The 19636-nt window shown below is 68.1% G+C and carries 18 protein-coding genes; 8 read left to right on the top strand and 10 right to left on the bottom strand.

Features of this window, described 5'->3' with window-relative positions:
• The first annotated feature begins 102 nt into the window (after window positions 1–102).
• The 4 genes from GSI01S_RS11580 to GSI01S_RS11565 all read left to right on the top strand — a co-directional run bounded on the left by GSI01S_RS11580 (window position 103) and on the right by GSI01S_RS11565 (window position 4809).
• Entirely contained in the window at window positions 103–1554 is a 1452-nt protein-coding gene (locus tag GSI01S_RS11580; RefSeq protein WP_006896747.1) for a CCA tRNA nucleotidyltransferase, read from the top strand.
• 32 nt (window positions 1555–1586) lie between these two features.
• Window positions 1587–2678, top strand: a complete 1092-nt coding sequence (locus GSI01S_RS11575) for an aminotransferase class V-fold PLP-dependent enzyme (protein WP_006896746.1) — start codon at window positions 1587–1589, stop codon at window positions 2676–2678.
• Between the two features lie 56 nt (window positions 2679–2734).
• Complete coding sequence (locus GSI01S_RS11570) at window positions 2735–3370, top strand: DedA family protein (RefSeq protein ID WP_006896745.1); 636 nt, start codon at window positions 2735–2737, stop codon at window positions 3368–3370.
• A gap of 293 nt (window positions 3371–3663) precedes the next feature.
• Window positions 3664–4809 (top strand): MBL fold metallo-hydrolase, encoded by a 1146-nt coding sequence (locus tag GSI01S_RS11565; protein WP_039867563.1) that lies wholly within the window; start codon window positions 3664–3666, stop codon window positions 4807–4809.
• 13 nt (window positions 4810–4822) lie between these two features.
• On the opposite strand, the gene GSI01S_RS11560 is transcribed toward GSI01S_RS11565, so the two are convergent.
• Entirely contained in the window at window positions 4823–5413 is a 591-nt protein-coding gene (locus tag GSI01S_RS11560; RefSeq protein WP_006896743.1) for a YqgE/AlgH family protein, read from the bottom strand.
• A 70-nt stretch (window positions 5414–5483) separates the two neighbouring features.
• Between GSI01S_RS11560 and GSI01S_RS11555 the strand changes: the two genes are divergently transcribed.
• Window positions 5484–6782 carry an MFS transporter gene (locus GSI01S_RS11555; protein ID WP_101841505.1) on the top strand — a complete coding sequence of 433 codons (1299 nt, stop codon included), beginning with the start codon at window positions 5484–5486 and terminating at the stop codon, window positions 6780–6782.
• On the opposite strand, the gene GSI01S_RS11550 is transcribed toward GSI01S_RS11555, so the two are convergent.
• From GSI01S_RS11550 to GSI01S_RS11540, 3 genes are read right to left on the bottom strand one after another with little or no spacing between them, the layout of a single operon-like run.
• Window positions 6725–7186: a hypothetical protein gene (locus GSI01S_RS11550; protein WP_006896741.1), complete on the bottom strand. Its 462-nt coding sequence runs from the start codon at window positions 7184–7186 to the stop codon at window positions 6725–6727. The genes GSI01S_RS11555 and GSI01S_RS11550 overlap by 58 nt on opposite strands.
• 47 nt (window positions 7187–7233) lie before the next feature.
• Window positions 7234–8220, bottom strand: a complete 987-nt coding sequence (locus tag GSI01S_RS11545; RefSeq protein ID WP_006896740.1) for a bile acid:sodium symporter family protein — start codon at window positions 8218–8220, stop codon at window positions 7234–7236.
• Between the two features lie 4 nt (window positions 8221–8224).
• Complete coding sequence (locus GSI01S_RS11540) at window positions 8225–8743, bottom strand: SdpI family protein (RefSeq protein ID WP_006896739.1); 519 nt, start codon at window positions 8741–8743, stop codon at window positions 8225–8227.
• Window positions 8744–8871: 128 nt separating this feature from the next.
• Between GSI01S_RS11540 and leuS the strand changes: the two genes are divergently transcribed.
• A complete protein-coding gene (gene leuS, locus GSI01S_RS11535) occupies window positions 8872–11739 on the top strand; it encodes a leucine--tRNA ligase (RefSeq protein WP_006896738.1) in 2868 nt (955 codons plus the stop codon).
• A gap of 13 nt (window positions 11740–11752) precedes the next feature.
• On the opposite strand, the gene GSI01S_RS11530 is transcribed toward leuS, so the two are convergent.
• Window positions 11753–12808: a DUF2804 family protein gene (locus GSI01S_RS11530; protein ID WP_006896737.1), complete on the bottom strand. Its 1056-nt coding sequence runs from the start codon at window positions 12806–12808 to the stop codon at window positions 11753–11755.
• Window positions 12809–12875: 67 nt separating this feature from the next.
• Entirely contained in the window at window positions 12876–15029 is a 2154-nt protein-coding gene (locus GSI01S_RS11525; protein ID WP_006896736.1) for an FUSC family protein, read from the bottom strand.
• A gap of 71 nt (window positions 15030–15100) precedes the next feature.
• Here GSI01S_RS11525 and GSI01S_RS11520 point away from each other — a divergent pair, with 71 nt between their 5' ends.
• Window positions 15101–16291: an acyl-CoA dehydrogenase family protein gene (locus GSI01S_RS11520; RefSeq protein ID WP_006896735.1), complete on the top strand. Its 1191-nt coding sequence runs from the start codon at window positions 15101–15103 to the stop codon at window positions 16289–16291.
• A 23-nt stretch (window positions 16292–16314) separates the two neighbouring features.
• Here the strand turns inward: GSI01S_RS11520 and GSI01S_RS11515 are convergent, their stop codons facing one another.
• Window positions 16315–16656, bottom strand: a complete 342-nt coding sequence (locus GSI01S_RS11515) for a YnfA family protein (protein ID WP_006896734.1) — start codon at window positions 16654–16656, stop codon at window positions 16315–16317.
• A 134-nt stretch (window positions 16657–16790) separates the two neighbouring features.
• Between GSI01S_RS11515 and GSI01S_RS11510 the strand changes: the two genes are divergently transcribed.
• Complete coding sequence (locus tag GSI01S_RS11510; RefSeq protein WP_006896733.1) at window positions 16791–17186, top strand: nuclear transport factor 2 family protein; 396 nt, start codon at window positions 16791–16793, stop codon at window positions 17184–17186.
• Window positions 17187–17209: 23 nt separating this feature from the next.
• Here the strand turns inward: GSI01S_RS11510 and GSI01S_RS11505 are convergent, their stop codons facing one another.
• From GSI01S_RS11505 to GSI01S_RS11495, 3 genes are read right to left on the bottom strand one after another with little or no spacing between them, the layout of a single operon-like run.
• Window positions 17210–17896, bottom strand: coding sequence for an SDR family oxidoreductase (locus GSI01S_RS11505; RefSeq protein WP_006896732.1), 687 nt, complete (start codon window positions 17894–17896; stop codon window positions 17210–17212).
• Window positions 17897–17941: 45 nt separating this feature from the next.
• On the bottom strand, window positions 17942–19180 hold the full coding sequence (locus GSI01S_RS11500; RefSeq protein ID WP_006896731.1) for an MFS transporter: 1239 nt from the start codon (window positions 19178–19180) through the stop codon (window positions 17942–17944).
• Complete coding sequence (locus tag GSI01S_RS11495; RefSeq protein ID WP_006896730.1) at window positions 19177–19617, bottom strand: MarR family winged helix-turn-helix transcriptional regulator; 441 nt, start codon at window positions 19615–19617, stop codon at window positions 19177–19179. The genes GSI01S_RS11500 and GSI01S_RS11495 overlap by 4 nt, the downstream gene beginning before the upstream one ends.
• Between the last annotated feature and the right edge of the window lie 19 nt (window positions 19618–19636).

Here is a 19636-nt window from a genome sequence, read left to right as displayed (position 1 = left end):
CCCGATGCTAGCCGCTCGTAACCGGGTGTTAGCCGAACAGGTTGAGCGGGTCGGCAGTCGGTAGTCTGTCATCCCATGACCGACACAGCGCCACGTGGACAGATGAGCGCCGCCGAGCGCTCCGAACGGCGTACGCGACTGCTGGCGTCGGCGGCGGTGACCTTGAACTCTCTCGGCGACGTCCTGACTCCGCTGGCGGACCGGTTCGCCGAGCGCGGGCACGAGCTGTACCTCGTCGGCGGCTCGGTGCGCGACGCCGTCCTCGGCCGACTGGCGGGCGATCTCGACTTCACCACCGACGCCCGGCCCGAGACGATCGCCGAGATCCTCTCGACCTGGGGGGACGCGGTATGGGACACCGGCATCGAGTTCGGCACGGTCAGCGCCGCGCGCGGGGGCGAGACGGTGGAGATCACCACCTTCCGCTCCGACATCTACGACCAGCAGAGCCGGAACCCCGTCGTGACCTTCGGCGACACGCTCGAAGGCGATCTGGTCCGCCGGGACTTCCGCATCAACGCGATGGCGGTCCGGCTGCTCCCGGGGGGCGGTCAGGAGTTCTGTGATCCGCTCGACGGCATGGCGGATCTGCTCGCCGGCGTCATCGACACCCCGGCCGCGCCGGAGTCGTCGTTCAATGACGATCCCCTCCGAATGCTGCGCGGCGTGCGTTTCGTCTCACAGCTGGGCTTCCGGCTCTCCGACCGCGTGCGCCGCGCCATCGGTGAGATGGCCGGGCAGATCGAGCGGATCACCGCCGAGCGGATCCGGGTGGAACTCGACAAGATGATCTGCGGCGAGCATCCGATCGAGGCCGTCGACCTGCTGGTGGACACGGGTCTGGCCGAGTTGATCATTCCCGAGATCCCGGGGATGAAGCTCACCATCGACGAGCATCACCAGCACAAGGACGTCTACCAGCATTCGCTCACGGTGCTCAAGCAGGCGATCGACCTCGAGACCGGCGACCCCGACCCGGTTCTGCGCTGGGCCGCGCTGCTGCACGACATCGGCAAGCCCGCCACCCGCAGGCACGAGGAGGGCGGCGGCGTCAGCTTCCACCACCACGAGGTGGTCGGCGCCAAGATGGTCCGCAAGCGGATGCGGGCGCTCAAGTACCCGAAGGCGGTCGTCGACGACGTCTCGCAACTGGTCTTCCTGCACCTGCGCTTCCACGGCTACGGCGACGGCAAGTGGACCGATTCGGCGGTTCGCCGGTACGTCAACGACGCCGGTCCGCTCCTCGACCGGCTCCACAAGCTGGTGCGCGCCGACTGCACCACCCGCAACAAGCGCCGTGCCCGGCGTCTGCAGGAGACGTACGACGATCTCGAGCACCGCATCGCCGTGCTGCGGGAGGCCGAGGACCTCGATCGGGTCCGACCGGACCTCGACGGCAACGCGATCATGCAGCTGCTCGGTCTCCCGCCCGGCCCGGTGGTCGGTGAGGCCTGGCGGTACCTGAAGGAGCTTCGGCTCGACAGCGGGCCGATGAGCCGCGAGGACGCCGAGGCGGCTCTGCGCGCATGGTGGGCGGACCGCAACGGCGACTGATCGGGCCCGGAGCCACAGGGTAGATTCAAGGCATGTACTGCAGCGAACTCGGTGAACAGTGGCATGCAGCGAGAGTGGAACCCTCGATCGGGCATCTCGACGCAGCCTCGGCCGGGCGTTCGTCGAACGCGGTCATCACGACTCTGCACGAACACCTGATCCGCGAGGCCAGGAACGGTTCCTACATCGCCGCCGACGAACGCGCAGAGGCCCTTGAAGCCGGCCGCCGCGCACTGGGCTCGCTGATCGGCCATCGCGCCGAGGAGATCGTCTTCCGAGACAGCGCGCGGTCGGCGCTGCGGGCGCTGCTCAACACCATGGCGCTCCCGCTCTCCCCCACGGTATGGGTCGCGAAGAATGAGTTCGGTCCCAACCTGCTGGAGTTCGAACGCCGCGACTTCGCGGTCCGCACCATGCCCGAGGGCGACGTGTACGGGCACGTCGACGTCGACTCGCTGGAGAACATGCTGCAGTTCGAGCAGCCCGACTTCATCCATGTCTGCCACATCGGTTCGGCGAGCGGACTGGTGCAGCCGGTGGCGAAGATCGTCGAGGTGGCGCACAACGCGGGCGTTCCGGTGATCGTCGACATGGCGCAGTCGGTGGGGCATGTGCCCACCGTGACCGGCGCGGATGTGGTCTACGGCACCTCGCGCAAGTGGCTCACCGGACCCCGGGGCGTCGGATTCATCGCCATCCGGCCCGACTCGCGCATCGACGTGCGACTGCTGCCGTCGGAATCGTTCATCGCCGGTCAGCTGGCACTCTCGACGGCGGTCGCCGAGTTCCTCGACATCGGACAGCAGCGTGTGTACACCGAGTTGGCCGGTATCGGACGGATCGCGCGCGAACGACTGCACGGGATCGGCAGTTGGGAGGTCATGGAGCCGGTCGACGAGCCTTCGGCACTGGTGACCCTGGCGCCGCCGCCCGGATGGCGACCGGCCGACGTGCAGGCCGCGCGCGACCGACTGCGGGAGATCGGGCTTCTGGTCACGGCGGCGGATTCCTGGCGCGCGCCCCTCGCCGGTGAAGATTCGCTGCTGCGGATCAGCCCTCACCTCGATGTGCGCCCGGAACAGCTGGATCAGCTCGCCAACGCCATCCGGACCATGGGGTACTGAGCCGCCGGACCATTCGGCCGCTCGTCACGCGCGGTCTCGCCCCGAAAAGCGCGGATATGCACACATTGACCGATCGGCTGACCGATCTCGTCGACTCCGCCCCGGCATGGGCGGTCTACCTCATCGCGGGCGGGGTCGTCTATCTCGAGACGGCGGTCGCGGTGGTGGGACTGGTGGCCCCGAGCGAGGCAGTGCTCATCGCCGCGGGCGTGGTGGCGGCCGTCGGCAAGCCCGTCATCGGTGTGCTGATCGCGGTCTGCGCCGTGGCGGCCATCGCCGGCGACTCGACCGGCTACGCGGTGGGCGTGGTCACCGGCCCGCGGCTGGCCCGGACGCGGCTCGGCCGCAAGGTGGTCCGCCGCGCGATCGCCTCCGGCTATCGGGCGCCCGAGTCGGGCGACGCGGTCCTGGCGATCGCCTCGGCGCGCTGGGTGGGATACGTCCGGAGTGTGACGCCACTGCTCGCGGGGTCCCGGCGGATGAGATACACCCGGTTCGCTCTCGCTTCCGCGATCGGCGGAATCAGCTGGACGATGACCGTGCTGCTGGTCTCGTACGGCGTGGGCGCCACTCTGGGCGCCGAGGTCGCATTGATCGTGGGTGTCGCCGTCGGTGTCGCGGCGTTCGGATTCCTCATTTTCCGCCGCGTCCGGGCCGGCCGGGCCGAACGCCGTCGGGGCAGCGGCGGCTAAGACATGGCTGACGATCGGAACTCGGCGGTGGGTCACCCGGCTCAGCGGTGATGCGGAACCGCGCCACAACATCGAAAACATCGGAAACTTTAGAAAGTCTATTGACTATTCTAATTGTGACCGGGTACACATCATATGGGCGGCAGTACGGCGTCGAGGCCCTCCTCGTCCGCCCGGCACAGCACGCCCGCGACGCACGGACGCCGCTGTGACTCACGCCGTCTCTCTTCGCCACTGATCGAAAGGAATCCGCAATGAATTGCGGTTCACATCACGAGCACGTTAGCCGGCCTGTGGCCGAGAAGGCTTCGTCGAATCTCGGCCGCCGGAACTTCCTCCGCGCCGCGCTCGCAGGCGGGGCGGCGCTTACCGGGGCCGGTCTGGTCGCCGCATGCGGATCGACCCAACCGGTGGCCAGTTCGCTGACGCCGACGGCGATGCCACCCGATCTGCAGCAGTCGAAGTTGACGCTCGTTCCGCTCGGCACGAAGGCCGGACCGCCGCCGGCGACCGAGCGAGTGGGCATCTCGACGGCCCTGGTGGTGGACGGGAAGACCTACCTGATCGACTGCGGTCGCAGCTCGGTGACGCAGTACAAGAGGTCCGGACTGCACTACCGGGAAATGGCGGGAGTCTTCCTGACCCATCTGCACGCCGACCATGTCGCCGACTACTACAACTACTTCATGATGGCCGGTACCACCGGCGAGAAGAACGGAGACGTCGTCCCGACCGGTATCCCGGTCTACGGACCCGGATCCGCCGGAGGGCTTCCGGAAGCGCTGGGTGGCCGGCGGGTGACCACTGTCGCCCCGCAGAGTCCGACGCCCGGAACCCGCGAGATGACAGACAGGCTCCACGAGGCCTTCGCATACAACGGCAACGTCCTCATGCGCGATGCGGGTTTCCGTGACCCCCGCGACATCCCGGACATCCACGAGATCGCCATCCCGGCGGCAACCGGTGCGCGGTGGGACAACACTGCCCCCGACATGGCACCGTTCACCGTGATGGAAGACGATCGGGTCAAGGTGACGGCCACGCTCGTTCCACACGGCCCGGTGTTTCCCTCTTTCGCCTTCCGATTCGACACCGACCACGGCGCCGTCACGTTCTCCGGCGACACTCGACACTCGGAGAACCTCATCAGGCTGGCGAACTCGTCGGACGTTCTCGTCCACGAGGCACTCCGCATCCCGCCGGATGCCGGGCTCACCGAGGACGTGATCGATCACCACCGCAAGTCTCACGTTTTCGTGAACGAAGTCGGTCCCATCGCCCAAAAGGCGAACGTGCCGTCTCTGGTCCTGTCACACATCGAAGAAACCGGGGGACGCACGATCGACCCCAAGGTATGGACCGAGGAAGCCCAACGCGGATACGACGGCCGGGTCACCGTCGGCGAGGACATGATGGTCGTTCCGGTGGCGAAGCGGTGACCGGCGACCTGCCCTAGTTCTCCTCGGGATGGCGAGGGTAGGTGGACAGCAGTGGCAGGGGCCACGGCTGCCGGGCGAGCACTCGCTGCCATACGTCGACGGAGGGTTCGGCCAGCAGATCGGTGGGCAGGCCCTGGGCGACGATCCAGCTGCCCTCCGCCAGTTCCTCGTCGAGCTGACCGGCATCCCAGCCTGCGTAGCCGGCGAAGATCCGGACGCCGGTGAGCACCTGTGCCAGTTCGTCCGGATCGGCGTCGAGGTCGACCATCGCCACCGGACCGAGCACCTGGTGCAGACGCGGCTGCTTGGTGACGTCGACGCCGGTCTTCGCGACTCCGAGGCAGAGCGCCGACGAGGTCGCCACGGGACCGCCGACGAAGACCGCGCGAGGACTGGCGGCGAGCTCGGTCCACGCGGGCAGCACGTTGTACACCGCGGCGTCCGACATCCTGTTCAGAACCACGCCGAGAGTGCCCTGCTCATCGTGTTCGATCACGTAGATCACCGTGCGGGCGAACGTCGGCCCGGTGAGAGCGGTGGACGCTATCAGCAGGCTTCCCGCACTCACCTCGGGTTGATCGGTCAGATAGTCGGCGCCGGACACACCTCAATAATGACACTCAGCGCCCGGTGACGCCGCCACCCCGGCTCAAGATGAGCCGTAAACTCGACTGGTGAAGAGTTTGCAGTCGGTAACGCATGCCCCGGGGCTGTTCCGGCTGTTCGCGGTCCGTCTGCTGAGCCAGCTGAGCGACGGCGCTTTCCAAGCCGCGCTGGCCTTCTCGATCCTCTTCAACCCCGACAGGCACACCGATCCGATGGCGATCGCCGGCGGCTTCGCCGTACTGCTGCTCCCCTACTCGCTCCTCGGTCCCTTCGCCGGCGCCCTGCTCGACCACTGGGATCGTCGACGCGTGCTCGTCTTCGTCAACCTGCTGCGGGCCGCGGCTGTGGTCGTGGTGGCGATCACCATGAGCACCGACACCGCCGAACCCGTCGTCCTGCTGTCGGCGCTGCTGGTGACCGGTTGCAGCCGGCTGGTGGCGTCGGGCCTGTCGGCGAGCCTGCCGCACGTGGCGCCGCCGCAACTGATCGTGGAGACGAATGCGGTGTTCACGACGGTGGGCGCCGCGATGCTCGCGGCCGGAGCGGGTGTCTCCGGGGTGCTGCGGATGATCTTCGGGGCCGACAACGGCGGTTCGGGCGCCACCCTGCTCGCGGGAGCGGTCTTCGCCGTGTGCTCGGCGCTGCTGGCCACCAGGTTCGCGGTTCGTCAATTGGGACCGGACCATCCGGACGGAGTCGGTCACACGGCGGCGTATTCGGTGGTCCGGGGGCTCTCGCACGGACTCGGCGCCGTGGTGCGCACGCCGAGTGTCGCCATCGTGCTGAGCGCGATCGGGACGCACCGGCTGGTGTTCGGGCTGAACACGCTGATGTTCCTCATGCTGGTGCGGAACACCGAACTCGGAGACGCTCTCGGCGCCGACGTTCGGGCCATCGCCATGATCGGCGCCTTCGTCGCTGTCGGAGCGCTGATCGCGGCCGGGACGACGCCGGTGTCGGTCCGGCGCGCCGGGCGTCGGGGCACAGTGGTCTGGGCCCTGCTGATCGGGGCGTTCGCGGAACTGATGCTGCTCTCGGTCCGTCCGGTCCCGGTGCTGATCGCGGCGCTGCTGGTCGGTCTCGCCGGACAGACGATCAAGCTCTGCGGCGACGTCGCGATGCAATGCGACATCGACGACTCTTATCGCGGGCAGGTGTTCGCGGTGCAGGACGCGCTGTTCAACACGGCCTTCGTGGCGGCGATCTTCGTGGCCGCACTCGTCATTCCGCCCACCGGCTTCAGTGTGCAGCTGATCTTCGCGGGTGCGGCGCTGTACGCCGTCGCCGCCGCCGGCGTCTGGCGGTCCGGTCAGCGGGCCGAGGGATCGGCTCCGCCCGTACTGCTGTCGGAGCCGGTGGCCCGGTAGCCGACGCGCCGGTAGGCATCGGCGAAACCGTCGCCGTCGCCGTCGAGCAGGACGGTGTCGGGTCTGCCGTCGCCGTCGGTGTCGAGCGGTGTCTCGGCGGGAGGCCGGGCGGAGACGGCGCCGGTATCGGGCGGCGGGTCCGCGGCCGTCTCCCACAGCCCCCCGCCGCCGTCGGCGTAGAAGCTCTCGCGGACGCCGTCGTCGTCCAGATCGAGGGCTGCCAGATCGGCGACGCCGTCTCCGTCGGTATCCCACATCGCATCGTCGCTACGACCGTCGCCGTCGAAGTCGAGAGCGACGGCATCGAGCCGGCCGTCACCGTCGAGGTCGAGGTCGGGCGCGGTCCACCAGTGCGTCGGCGGTGCGTGTCCGGTGCCGAAGTAGTACTCGATGGCGGTGTCCATACCGATTGGACGCACCGGCGGCGACGCCGGTTCCGGGACACGCCGCCTCAGGCCTCGGTGACCGCCAGTGCCTGCTTCTCGTAACGGCTGGCCAGCATCGAGCACAGGATCAGCTGGATCTGATGGAAGATCATCAGCGGCAGCACGATGAAGCCGACGGCGCTTCCGGCGAACATCACCGATGCGAGCGGAAGTCCCGTCGCCAGTGACTTCTTGGTCCCGCAGAACTGGATCGCGATCGTGTCCTCACGGGAGAAGCCGAGACGTTTGGGCAACCAGCCGGTCAGAGCCAGCATGGCGATCACGAACACCAGCGACAGCAGGCAGACCGCGATCACGTCCCAGACGCTCACGATCGACCACATCCCCGAGACCACGCCCTCGCTGAAGGCGACGTAGACCACCACCACGATGGAACTGCGGTCCACGTACTTCGTCGGTGCCGCGTATTTCGTCAGGAATCCGGCCACCAACGGCCGGCACAGCTGACCGGCGATGAAGGGGACCAGGATCTCGAGCACGATCTTGGTGACCGACGCCGCGGTGATGTGGACGCCGGCCTCCGAACTCATCAGCAGTACCACCAGCAGCGGCGTCACGAAGACGCCGAGGAGGTTGGACGCCGAGGCGCTCACGATCGCGCCGGCGACGTTGCCCCGGGCGATGGAGGTGAAGGCGATCGACGACTGCACGGTCGAAGGCACCAGGGTCAGGTACAGCACGCCGTGTGCGAGCTGATCGCCGATGACCGGTGTCAGCGCGGGCAGCAGAACGAGCCCGATGATCGGGAACAGGACGAAGGTGAAGCTCAGAATCGTCAGGTGAAGCCGCCAGTGGGTGAGACCGTCGAGGGCCTCCCGCGGATGCAACCGGGCGCCGTAGAGGAAGAACAGCAGTCCGATCAGAATGGTCACGACCCAGTCCATGACGTCGGCGAAGGCGCCCCGCGCCGGGAAGACCGCGGCGACGACCACCGCGAGCAGTATCGACAGGACGAAACCGTCGATCGGGGAACGATCGAGAAGTCTGCGCATCGAGCTACCCGGCGTTGTGCGGGTTGTCCTCCGACAGGCACATGCCGCTCAGTGCGCACGTACCGCAGCTCGATTCGCCGCAGTCCGCGGCCGCCGCGTCGTCGTCGCCCGCGGTCTCCGAGCAGCCTCCCGCCGTCGTATCGGCGGCGCCGGAACAGCAGCCGCACCCGCCCGCGTCGGGCACCGGCACGCTCTGCGCGGCCTGGATGGCCATGCCCCCGACCGCCGAGATCACCCCGACCGCGACCACGATGCCGAACACCGCGAACAGCAGGCCCCAGCCGCCGAAGGCGAGTCCGAGACCGCCGGTGACGGCGAGGATCAGAGCGGCCCCGAGGAAGCCGGGCGCCGCGACCTTGTTGGCGACGGCGAAGGTCTCCTCCGACCGCAGCGTCTCCGGAGAACGCACACCGAGCCAGCGGTTGCGGCGGAGCGCACCGGTCAGGCCGGCGACGCCGACTCCGAGCCATCCGGCCGCAAGCACCAGCGCGAGAACTGAGACGACGGTGGACGCGATAGACACACGGTCACTGTACGACGGGCTCGTCGTCCGGGCGAAATGGATAACGGCGAGCGGGCCGCAGCGGGTTCACCTCGCGGTGGGCACTGGTCGCTTTTGGGCACCGGGACGCGAGGATTTACGCTGGTCGGGTGACTTCTGCTGATTCGACGAATCGTCCGGCCGACAGCGCCGCCCACCGGTACACCGCGCAGACCGCCGGCGAGATCGAGGCGCGCTGGCAGGAGTTCTGGACGCGGAACCAGACCTTCGCCGCCCCGAACCCGGTCGGCCCGCTGGCGGGCGACTTCTCGCACTTCTCCGGCGACTCCCCCGATGCCGAGGACAAGCTGTTCGTTCAGGACATGTTCCCGTACCCGTCGGGCGCCGGTCTGCACGTCGGCCATCCGCTCGGCTTCATCGCCAGCGACGTCTTCGCCCGCTACCAGCGGATGACCGGCAAGAACGTCCTGCACACCATGGGCTTCGACTCGTTCGGCCTGCCGGCCGAGCAGTACGCCGTCCAGACGGGCACTCATCCGCGCACCACCACCGAGGCGAACATCGAGCGGTACCTGCAGCAGATCCGCCGCCTCGGTCTCGGGCACGACGAGCGCCGCCGCGTCGCCACCACCGACATCGACTTCTACCGGTGGACGCAGTGGATCTTCCTGCAGATCTACAACTCCTGGTTCGATCCGGAGGCGAAGAAGGCGCGTCGCATCTCGGAGCTGATCGAGGAGTTCGAGAACGGTTCGCGCGAGCTCGAGGACGGACGCGACTGGGTGGCGCTCAGCGCCGCCGAGCGTCGCGAGGTGCTCGACGAGTACCGCCTGGTGTACCTCAGTGACTCATTGGTGAACTGGTGCCCCGGCCTGGGCACGGTGCTGGCGAACGAAGAGGTCACCGCCGACGGTCGCAGCGAACGCGGCAACTTCCCGGTGTTCCGGAAGAACCTGCGTCAGTGGATGATGCGGATCACCGCATACTCCGACCGCCTGCTCGACGATCTCGAGCTGCTGGACTGGCCGGAGAAGGTCAAGACGATGCAGCGGAACTGGATCGGCCGCTCGCGCGGTGCGCAGGTTCAGTTCCCGGTCCCGGGGACGGACGCCTCGATCGAGGTGTTCACCACGCGGCCCGACACCCTCTTCGGTGCCAGCTACATGGTCCTGGCGCCCGAACACGAGCTGGTCGACGAGATCGTCGCCGACCAGTGGCCCGACGAGGTGGACGAGCGATGGACCGGCGGCGCGGCAACGCCCGCCGAGGCCGTCGCGGCCTACCGCGCGTCGATCGCCGCCAAGAGCGATCTGGAGCGTCAGGAGAACAAGGAGAAGACCGGCGTCTTCACCGGTGCGTTCGCGACCAACCCCGTCAACGGTCGTCCGGTGCCGGTCTTCATCGCCGACTACGTGCTCATCGGGTACGGAACCGGCGCCATCATGGCCGTTCCGGCGCACGACACCCGCGACTACGAGTTCGCGCGCACCTTCGGGCTGCCGCTGCTCGAGGTGATCGGGTCGGAGCAGGGCATCGAGGAGTCGGCGTTCACCGGCGACGGTCCGCTGATCAACTCAGGCTTCCTCGACGGGCTCGGTGTGGACGAGGCCAAGGCCGCGATGATCGAACGGCTGGAGACCGACGGCACCGGCACCGGCACCGTGCAGTACAAACTGCGCGACTGGCTGTTCGCCCGGCAGCGGTACTGGGGCGAGCCCTTCCCGATCGTGTACGACGCCCAGGGCGCCCCGCACGCGCTGCCCGAGTCGATGCTGCCGATCGCGCTGCCTGAGGTGGCCGACTACCAGCCCGTCTCCTTCGATCCCGACGACGCGGACAGCGAGCCGTCTCCCCCGCTGGCCAAGGCCACCGACTGGGTCACCGTGGAACTCGATCTCGGCAACGGTCTGCAGACGTACACCCGCGACACCAACGTGATGCCGCAGTGGGCGGGCAGCTCGTGGTACCAGCTGCGCTACATCGACCCGACCAACGACGAGACCCTGTGCGCCAAGGAGAACGAGGCGTACTGGATGGGTCCGCGACCGGCGATCCACGGGCCGGACGATCCCGGCGGCCTCGACCTGTACATCGGCGGCGTCGAGCACGCGGTCCTGCACCTGCTGTACTCGCGCTTCTGGCACAAGGTCCTGTTCGACCTCGGCTACGTCACCAGCAGCGAGCCCTACCGCCGGCTGTTCAACCAGGGCATGATCCAGGCCTACGCGTACACCGATTCGCGCGGCGTCTACGTTCCGGCGGAGGAGGTCTCCGAGCGGGACGGCAAGTACTTCTACCAGGGCCAGGAGGTCACGCAGGAGTACGGGAAGATGGGCAAGTCGCTCAAGAACTCCGTCGCTCCCGACGACATCTGCCGTGACTACGGCGCCGACACCCTGCGCGTCTACGAGATGTCGATGGGCCCGCTGGACCAGTCGCGCCCGTGGGCCACCAAGGACGTGGTCGGTGCGCAGCGCTTCCTGCAGCGCGTCTGGCGCCTGGTGGTGGACGAGGAGACCGGCGGAGTCCGCGTCGTCGACGAGGCGCCGTCCGACGAGGCCAACAAGGCGCTGCACCGGACGATCGAGGGCGTGCGCGACGACTTCGCGAACCTACGGACCAACACCGCCGGTGCGAAGCTGATCGAGCTGACCAACTTCCTCACCAAGAACTACCCCGGCGGCGCGCCGCGGGAGACGGTGGAGTCGCTGGTCCTGATGCTCGCTCCCCTCGCTCCCCATCTCGCCGAGGAACTGTGGAGCCGCTTGGGCCACGACGGTTCGCTGGCGCGGGGACCCTTCCCCGAGGTCGACGAGCAGTGGCTGGTGGAGGAGAGCATCGAGATCCCGGTGCAGGTCAAGGGCAAGGTCCGCAGCCGTATCCAGGTGGCCGCGGACGCCGACGAGCCGACGGTCGTCGGCGCCGCGCTGGCCGACCCGAAGATCGCCGCGCTGCTCGACGGCGAGCCGCGCAAGGTGATCTATGTGCCCGGCAAGATGGTGAACGTGGTTCCCTGACCGCGCTCGACGGTCACACCGAGATGCGCTTGGACTCCCCCACGCCGAACATGCCGTCGACCCTCAGCGTCGCATGCTGCGCGTGGATGGTGCCCTCGTACCACCCGTACGGCGCGTAGTATTCGGCGAGGATCTTGCGTGGTCCGACGTGCATCGTCGACTGCACGGTGGGTGTGAACGTCACGTCCACCGCGCCCCCCGAGTCGCGGATGTACCAGGTGCCCCATGGGCCGTCGGGGCGGTCGACGGTGACCGCGGGCAGGCGGTGCACCTGATCGCCGATCCAGATGGCGTTCTCGTTGTAGACACCCGGATTGTGGACCTGATTGTCGGTGAGGTTGAAGCCCTCGACCACGCCGGCGGGCGTGCGCCGGACACCGGTGACCCAGTCGTACTTCATCGGCCGGGGGTAGTCGCCGTGGTGGTCGTCGAGGATCAGGAAGCCGCGACCGGCGGCGAGACCCACGTCGGCTCCGCCGATCAGCAGCGAGCCCGACGCGGGCATCATCGCCTTGTGCGAGTACAGGGCCCGGTTCTCGTCGAAGGGATGCACGATCACCAGATGACCGGCCGCACCGGGCTCGCAGTCGCCCGTGATGTGCAGGTCGAGTTCGGGTGTCAGCGCGGTGCCGCGGTGCGTCGCGTCGACGGTGACCCGGCCGCCGGGGAGCTGGTTGCCGATCTCGATCTCCAGTCCCGCGAACTCCCCCTCGGAGACGGTGCCGTCGAGTCCGCGCGCGACCGTCAGCAGCGGCGACGGGAGTTTGGTCTCCCAGCGCCGGATGGTCGCCGCGTGCTTGTCCACCACCAGGACCTGGAGCAGACCGAGGGTCTTCGCGTTGTAGACCGCACCCAGGACGAAGAGGTCGTCGTCCCCCAGTTGAAAGGCCTCCCACTCCTTCAACCCGAGGTTGCGCACGGCGCGCCGGGTGCCGGCGAGCGGACCGGAGCCGGCGGCGTCGAGCGGGTTGATGTCGGCGATCGGGCCGTCGTAGGTGCCGAAGTTGTATCGGCCGCGGGTCACCAGGGACGCGGGCGGCTCGGTGGCGACGGGCGGAAACAGTGTCATGGTCACCGATGATCGCGCAGTCGCCGATTCGTGGCAAAAGCCGCGACCCGATGATGCGGCCGAGGCGTCAGTCGCGCTCCCGCAGTCGTTCGATGTTCGCCATGGTGATGCTCAGATTCGACAGCGCCAGCATGGCCCGATACTGCGGGGTGTGCGGTCGGCACGGAACCCGACGGACGGCGTCGAAGGTCTCGGACGCCTCGCTCTTGGCCGGATTGTCGCGTCTGCGGTGCAGCAACGAGCGGCATGCGGCGTCCGACTGGGCGACCACTGCGTCGATGCCGCGCCGCACCGCGTCGGCGGCGTCGCCGTGGAAGGCCGCGGTACCGCCCTCCTTTCCGAGGATCACCGATTCCTGGGCCAGCCGGTCGGCGTGAACACCGGCGTTCTTGAGCAGCGCGGTGGCCGATCGACGGAGGGTGCGGCGTTGACCGCCTGCGAATGAGACCGCCATCGACGAGACGAAGGTCTCCAGTTCGCGGTGATCGGTGTCGAGCCGATGCGCCGCGTCGAGCACCGCCGTGGTCGGCCCGTGGCCGATGAGGACGTCGCCGGATCGGGTGAGGACCTCCTCGAGCGAGGCGAAGTATGCGCGGATGCGGGTGATCAGCTCGGGACGGGAACTGCTGGAGAAGATCAGGAAGGCGCACGCGACGCCGATCACCGCTCCGGTGAGGGTCTCCTCGAGCCGCAGTTCGAGGATGTGCCGGTTGAGGATCCCCAGAAGGCCGTACATGGACGACAGCAGGACGGTGACGAAGAAGGCCATCACCGCGTAATTGAGGGGCCCGAGGTACACCATGCAGAAGACGCTGACCGCGCACAGCAGCATGAGGGGCAACTCCGCGCCGTCGATCGCGATGCCGAAGCCGAAGCCGACGAAGACTCCGCAGACGGTGCCGATCACTCGGCGATAGGCCCTGGTCAGGATCGCGGCACGGGTGTTGACGCCCACGAACACCAGAAACGCCGTCAGCACCGACCAGTACCAGCGTGACGCCGAGATGGCCTCGCCGGCGACGGTGGCGAGGGTGGCCGCGAGCATCACCTGCACGGCCATCCGCGTGGTCGGAGTCCACTCGTGCCAGAAACGATGCGTACCGCCTCCGGCGTCTGGAGCCTCAGCGATCTCGGCATCGCGCGCGACCGCCGGTTCGGCGTCCGTCGGCTCGTCGCTCGAGACGTCCGTGTCGGGTTCGGCAGTCGCCGCCGGATGCGGTGACTCGAGCGCCTCGCGCAGAGCGATCTGCGATTCGACCGCGCGGGCGAGGAGCGCGACCGCGAATCGCCCGGGGACGTCGGGATCGACGGCCTCCAGCGTCCGGCGCGCGCGGGCGGACGCGGCCGACCGCTCGGACGCCGGCAGGTCCGTGTCCAGCACGCGATGCATGGCGTCCAGCAGTGCGGTCAGTTCCCGGTCGGCGTTCGGCTCTGGGACCTGCGCCAGATGCAGACATGCCTGCACAAGATCGGTGCGGGCGTCGAAGACCAACCGGGCCAGTTCGTGTGCTGTCAATCCGGTGCGGGCGGCGGTGTCGTATCGGCTCTGCCAGTCGGTGATCGCCATGGCGACGTCGCCGAGGCGGTCGAGCCGGGCCTGCAGTGTCGCGCGGGGCCGGCCGACGGAGCCTTCCGCCGCGCGCACGGCCGCGTCCCCGGCGCCGCGGAACTGGCGCATCAGCAGTCGCAGCGACCGGTCTGGTGCGTGCAGCAGTATGGTCGACTTGACGATCAGACTCGCCGCCACAGCGCCGACGCCGATGAGCAGCAGCGGGCCGAGATCGTCGACCGTCGGCCGCAGGAACAACGCGAAGAAGCTGGAGAAGAACGCGATCATTCCCACCGCCGACCAGCGCGGACCGAAGCGTCGCATCCAGGTGGCGACGCCGCCGATCATGACGAAGGCGGCGATCTCGACGTACCTGTTGTGTGCGAGCAATGTGGTGCCGGCGAGGCCGCCGACCACGGGAATCACCAACAGGGCCGTGGTGACGACCCGGGCCGGCGCGGTGGCGTCGCGCACGCTCAGACCCGCTTGCATCGCGAGAAACGCTCCGACCGCCAGGTAGCCGCCGTCCGCGTGGGTCGCGTTCACGATCAGCCAGGCGCACCCGGTGCTGATCAGCACAGCCACCGCTACCCCGCTCGCGTTGAGCAGCCGGGTACGGCCGGGATCGGTCCCGGCGAGTGCACGCACGGGATTCGCCGTGAATCGGACCATTTCACGATTGTGCCGAAACGGGGAGCCTGCAGACGCTTGGCAACGAACTTACTCAGTAGTAAGGTAGCGCCATGGCTATCAACCTTGAGCTCCCGGAGAAGCTGAACTCCACGGTCGAGCGCGCCCGTCTCGCTGCCGAGCACATCTTCCGGCCGATCTCCCGCAAGTACGACAAGGCCGAGCACGAGTACCCCGTCGAACTCGACGAGCTCGGGAAGATCGCCAAACAGGCCCGCGGGGGCGATAAGGACGCCGACAAGGCGGACGAGTCCGCGGAGGAGACCGTCAACGGCGCCAACCTCCGGTCAGTGCTCAACGCCCGCGAACTCGGTTGGGGCGACGTCGGTCTGATGCTGTCGATTCCGTACCAGGGCCTCGGAAACGCGGCGATCGCCGCGGTGGCGAACGACGAGCAGCTCGAGCGTTTCGCCGATGTCTGGGCCGCCATGGCCATCACCGAGCCGGGCTTCGGATCGGATTCGGCCGCCGTCTCCACCACCGCCGTCCTGGACGGCGACGAGTACGTGATCAACGGCGAGAAGATCTTCGTGACCGCCGGAAGCCGCGCCGACCACGTCGTGGTGTGGGCGACGCTCGACAAGAGCGTCGGCCGCGCCGCCATCAAGAGCTTCGTGGTGCCGATGAACGCCGACGGCGTCACCGTCGCGCGGCTCGAGCACAAGCTCGGCATCAAGTCATCCGATACCGCGGTGGTCCGGTTCGAGGACGTTCGAGTGCCGGCCGAGAACCTGCTCGGCACGCCGGAGATCCAGGTGAAGACGGGTTTCGGTGGCGTCATGCAGACGTTCGACAACACCAGGCCGGTGGTGGCCGCGATGGCCGTCGGCCTCGGGCGGGCCGCTCTCGAGGAGTTGCGCCGGATGCTCGAAGAGTCCGGTCACCAGGTCGACTACGACCGTCCGGTCGCCGCTCAGCACGCTGCCGTCGCCGAGTTCATCCGGCTCGAGTCCGACTGGGAGTCGTCGTGGATGCTCACGCTGCGCGCGGCGTGGATGGCCGACAACAAGCAGCCCAACTCCACCGAGGCGTCGATGTCGAAGGCGAAGGCCGGCCGCACCGTCACCGAACTCACCAACAAGGCCGTCGAGATCGGTGCCACGGCCGCGTTCTCCGAGACCGAACTGCTCGAGAAGTGGGCTCGCGACTCCAAGATCCTCGACATCTTCGAGGGCACACAGCAGATTCAGCAGCTGATCATCGCCCGTCGGGTGCTCGGAAAGACCAGTGCCGAGCTGAAGTAGACCTGTTCCGGCTGTGCCCGGGGCTAACCGTCCACCGCGCGCGGCATGTACATGATCACGGCGACGCCCACGAGACAGATGAGCGCGCCGATGACGTCCCAGCGGTCGGGCCGGTAGCCGTCGGCAACCATCCCCCACAGCAGGGAGCCCGCGATGAAGACGCCGCCGTAGGCTGCGAGGATGCGGCCGAACTCGGCGTCGGGCTGCAATGTGGCGACGAATCCGTACACGCCGAGTGCGGCGACTCCGGCACCGATCCACAGCCAACCGCGGTGTTCGCGCACGCCCTGCCATACGAGCCAGGCCCCGCCGATCTCGGCGACGGCCGCTAGCGCGAACAGAATGAGCGAACGGGCGACGGTCATGGCAGTCGATCATGCCAGCGGACCGGAATCGGGGCTCGCGGACGCGGTCGCGGCAATCTTTCGCGGACCCTCGCGCCAGTGGGGCGCTCCTGTTAGCCTTCCCACTAGAACATGTTTCAATTCAGGGAGTGGAAATGACTGCTGAGCAGCAGGAAACCGGACTTTCCGACAAGATCGCGGCCACCGTCGAGGCCTACATCGACGGCCTCAACTCGGGGTCGGCGGAGGACATCGTGAACCTGTACGCCGACGGCGCGACGGTGGAGGACCCGATCGGCGCACCCGTGCGCAGCACGCGTGACGAGCTCGTCGAGTTCTACAGCATCATCACCGGCCTCGAGAGCCGCGAAGCGACGCTGAAGTGGACCAAGATCGCCGGCGACACCGCGGTCTTCGAGTTCACGCTCGTGACCGGCACCGCGGGGATGAAGTTCGAGATCACCCCGGTCGACATCATGGTCTTCGACGACGACGGCAAGATCGCCGGCATGCGGGCCGTGTGGGAGCAGTCGGACCTCAAGCAGCTGTAGGTCGGACGGTCGGCCGACGCCCGCTATCGGTTGCGTGAGCCGCGCGGCCGGAGCACCACTTCGGTGGGGTGGGCGTCGGCCGGTGCGTTCACCGCTGACGCCACCGCCGCGGCGACGGTCTCCGCGCGCAGGTACTTCGACGGGTCGTACTCGGCGCCCTCGAAGGCGACGATGTCGCGCTGCATATCGGTGTCTATGCGTCCGGGGAAGATGGACGTGACCCGGAGTGCGGGTTCTTCGGCGCGCAGCCCGTCGGCCAGGGCCCGGAGCGCGAATTTGCTTGCGGCATAGGGCGTCCAATTGGCCCGCACGTTCATTCCCGCGCCGGAGTTGAGGAAGACGACGTGCCCGTCGGCGGCCCGCAACGCCGGGAGCAGCAGTCGAGTGACCTCGGCGGCCGCGATCACGTTGACATCCATCACCTGCCGCCATTCCTCGACGGGCGTGTCGGCGACGGCCTCGAGGCTGCTCGCGACTCCCGCGCTGTGAATGAGCACATCGAGACGGGCGACGGTCTCCAGAGCGGTTTCCAGGGCGGCGTAATCGGTGAGGTCCACCGGAAGAGTCACGGCGCCGTCCAATTCCGTTGCTACACGGTCGAGTTCGGCCGACCCGCGGCCGCCCAGAATCAAGTCGTGGGTCGGTGCGAGCGCTTTCGCGATCTGCGCACCGACCCCACGACTGGCACCGGTGATCAAAGCGGTAGGCATACCGTCGATCCTATTGAATGCCGGCTCTGCATGACGTCTCTCGGCTCAGTACTCCTCGGCGCCGACCAGGACGGCCTCCGGGTCCACCGTGTGCTCGTCGGGCTTGCTGCCTCCCGCGAGCACCAGGGCGGCCACGGCCACCGCGCAGTAGCCTGCGGCGAACCAGAACGGGGCGGCCATGCCGAACCACTCGGCGAGGTAGGCGACCATCACCGCAGAGGCGGCGGCGCCCATCCAGCGCAGGAAGCTGTATCCGGCGCTGGCCACCGACCGCGGGGTGGAGTCGTCGGCGGCCGACATCGCGACGCCGGTGAACAGCGTGTTCAGCACACCGGAGGGAATGCCCGAGAGCACCACGGCCAGACCGATCAGCCACACGTGATGATCGACGACGCCGATCGCGGCGAGCACCATCGTCACCAGGTAGGCGCCGATGGCGGAGAGGACGCCGCCGCGAGCACCGATGGCCGAGGCGATGCGCGGCCCGACGAAGACGCCGGAGAGCGCGGTCAGCAGACCCCATCCGAAGAAGACCATTCCGGCGTAGATGGGGCGCAGGCCCATCGCGATCGGTGCCCAGGCGATGACGGTGAACAGTGCGCCGGTGTAGAAGGCCGAGCCGATCGAGTTGATGAGCAGGCTGCGGTTCTTCAGCGCCTTGATCGGATCGAGTAGTTTGACTGGTTGCCGCTGTTCACGAGGTCCGTCGGCGGGGAGCATGACGGCGCACAGGACGGCGCCCGCGAGCATGAGCAGTGCGGTGCCGGCGAACGGTGCGCGCCACGTCCACTCGCCGAGGACGGCGCCGAGCAGCGGACCGACGGCCAGTCCCGCTCCCAGTGCGGCCTCGTACAGCAGGATCGCTCCCTGCTGGCCGCCTGTGGCCTGTCCGACGATGAAGGCGAGCGCGGTGGCGATGAACAGTGCGTTGCCCAGACCCCAGATGACGCGCAGGGCGATGAGTTGGTCGATGTTTCCGGCGAAGGTCGACAGGCCGGCCGCGATGACGATGCACACCAGTCCGGTGGTCAGGGTCCGCTTGGGGCCGAACCGGTACGCCGACCATCCGGTCAGCAGCATGGCCACCACCTGGACGCCCATGTAGACGCCGAACAGCAGCGTGAGCTTGGTCTCGGGCGCGCCGAGCGCCTCGCGGATGGTGTTGAGGATGGGGTCGACGAGGCCGATCCCCATGAACGCGATGACCGCGGCGAACGCGGTCACCCAGACGGTCCGCGGTTGCCCTTTGAAGGCCGCGGTGAGGGAGTGGGAGTCAGTGCTCATGAAAGCTCCATTCGAGTCTGCAGTTCACGCAGGGCGGGCAGGGCGGCTGCCAGGGCTGCGCGGTGATCGTCGGACAGGGTCTGCAGTGCGCGCGTGACACTGTCGTCTCGACGGGTCCGGATGTCGCTGACGATCTCGGAGCCGGTGTCGGTGGCTGCGATGATCACTGCCCGGCGGTCGTCGGGATCGGGTTCGCGGGATACGTATCCGCCCCGGTGCAGGCCGTCGATCAGTGCGGTCGCGGTCGGCATCCGGATCGATTCGCGTTCGGCGAACTCGCCCATCCTCATCGGGCCGTAGTCCTCGAGCGAGGCCAGTCCCGAGGCCTGGGCGGCGCTGAGCTCACTGATGGGCGAGTTGCGTCGCAGGGTCAGGTACAACCGCGTCACCGTGTGCCGCAGTCCTGAGGCGAGGTCGGGGGCGTTCTCATCGGTCATACTTCGTAAGCCTAATACT

Source organism: Gordonia sihwensis NBRC 108236, from assembly GCF_000333035.1.
In the GTDB taxonomy this organism is placed as follows: domain Bacteria; phylum Actinomycetota; class Actinomycetes; order Mycobacteriales; family Mycobacteriaceae; genus Gordonia; species Gordonia sihwensis.
Note: the sequence above shows the minus strand (reverse complement) of the source record. Positions and strands in the feature narration are given on the sequence as shown.

Excerpts from the sequence above, each read along its gene's own strand:
- GSI01S_RS11580 (WP_006896747.1), top strand. The coding sequence starts at position 103 with ATGAGCGCCGCCGAGCGCTCCGAACGGCGTACGCGACTGCTGGCGTCG.
- GSI01S_RS11575 (WP_006896746.1), top strand. The coding sequence starts at position 1,587 with ATGTACTGCAGCGAACTCGGTGAACAGTGGCATGCAGCGAGAGTGGAA.
- GSI01S_RS11570 (WP_006896745.1), top strand. The coding sequence starts at position 2,735 with ATGCACACATTGACCGATCGGCTGACCGATCTCGTCGACTCCGCCCCG.
- GSI01S_RS11550 (WP_006896741.1), bottom strand. The coding sequence starts at position 7,186 with ATGGACACCGCCATCGAGTACTACTTCGGCACCGGACACGCACCGCCG.
- GSI01S_RS11545 (WP_006896740.1), bottom strand. The coding sequence starts at position 8,220 with ATGCGCAGACTTCTCGATCGTTCCCCGATCGACGGTTTCGTCCTGTCG.
- GSI01S_RS11530 (WP_006896737.1), bottom strand. The coding sequence starts at position 12,808 with ATGACACTGTTTCCGCCCGTCGCCACCGAGCCGCCCGCGTCCCTGGTG.
- GSI01S_RS11525 (WP_006896736.1), bottom strand. The coding sequence starts at position 15,029 with ATGGTCCGATTCACGGCGAATCCCGTGCGTGCACTCGCCGGGACCGAT.
- GSI01S_RS11520 (WP_006896735.1), top strand. The coding sequence starts at position 15,101 with ATGGCTATCAACCTTGAGCTCCCGGAGAAGCTGAACTCCACGGTCGAG.
- GSI01S_RS11515 (WP_006896734.1), bottom strand. The coding sequence starts at position 16,656 with ATGACCGTCGCCCGTTCGCTCATTCTGTTCGCGCTAGCGGCCGTCGCC.
- GSI01S_RS11510 (WP_006896733.1), top strand. The coding sequence starts at position 16,791 with ATGACTGCTGAGCAGCAGGAAACCGGACTTTCCGACAAGATCGCGGCC.
- GSI01S_RS11505 (WP_006896732.1), bottom strand. The coding sequence starts at position 17,896 with ATGCCTACCGCTTTGATCACCGGTGCCAGTCGTGGGGTCGGTGCGCAG.
- GSI01S_RS11500 (WP_006896731.1), bottom strand. The coding sequence starts at position 19,180 with ATGAGCACTGACTCCCACTCCCTCACCGCGGCCTTCAAAGGGCAACCG.
- GSI01S_RS11495 (WP_006896730.1), bottom strand. The coding sequence starts at position 19,617 with ATGACCGATGAGAACGCCCCCGACCTCGCCTCAGGACTGCGGCACACG.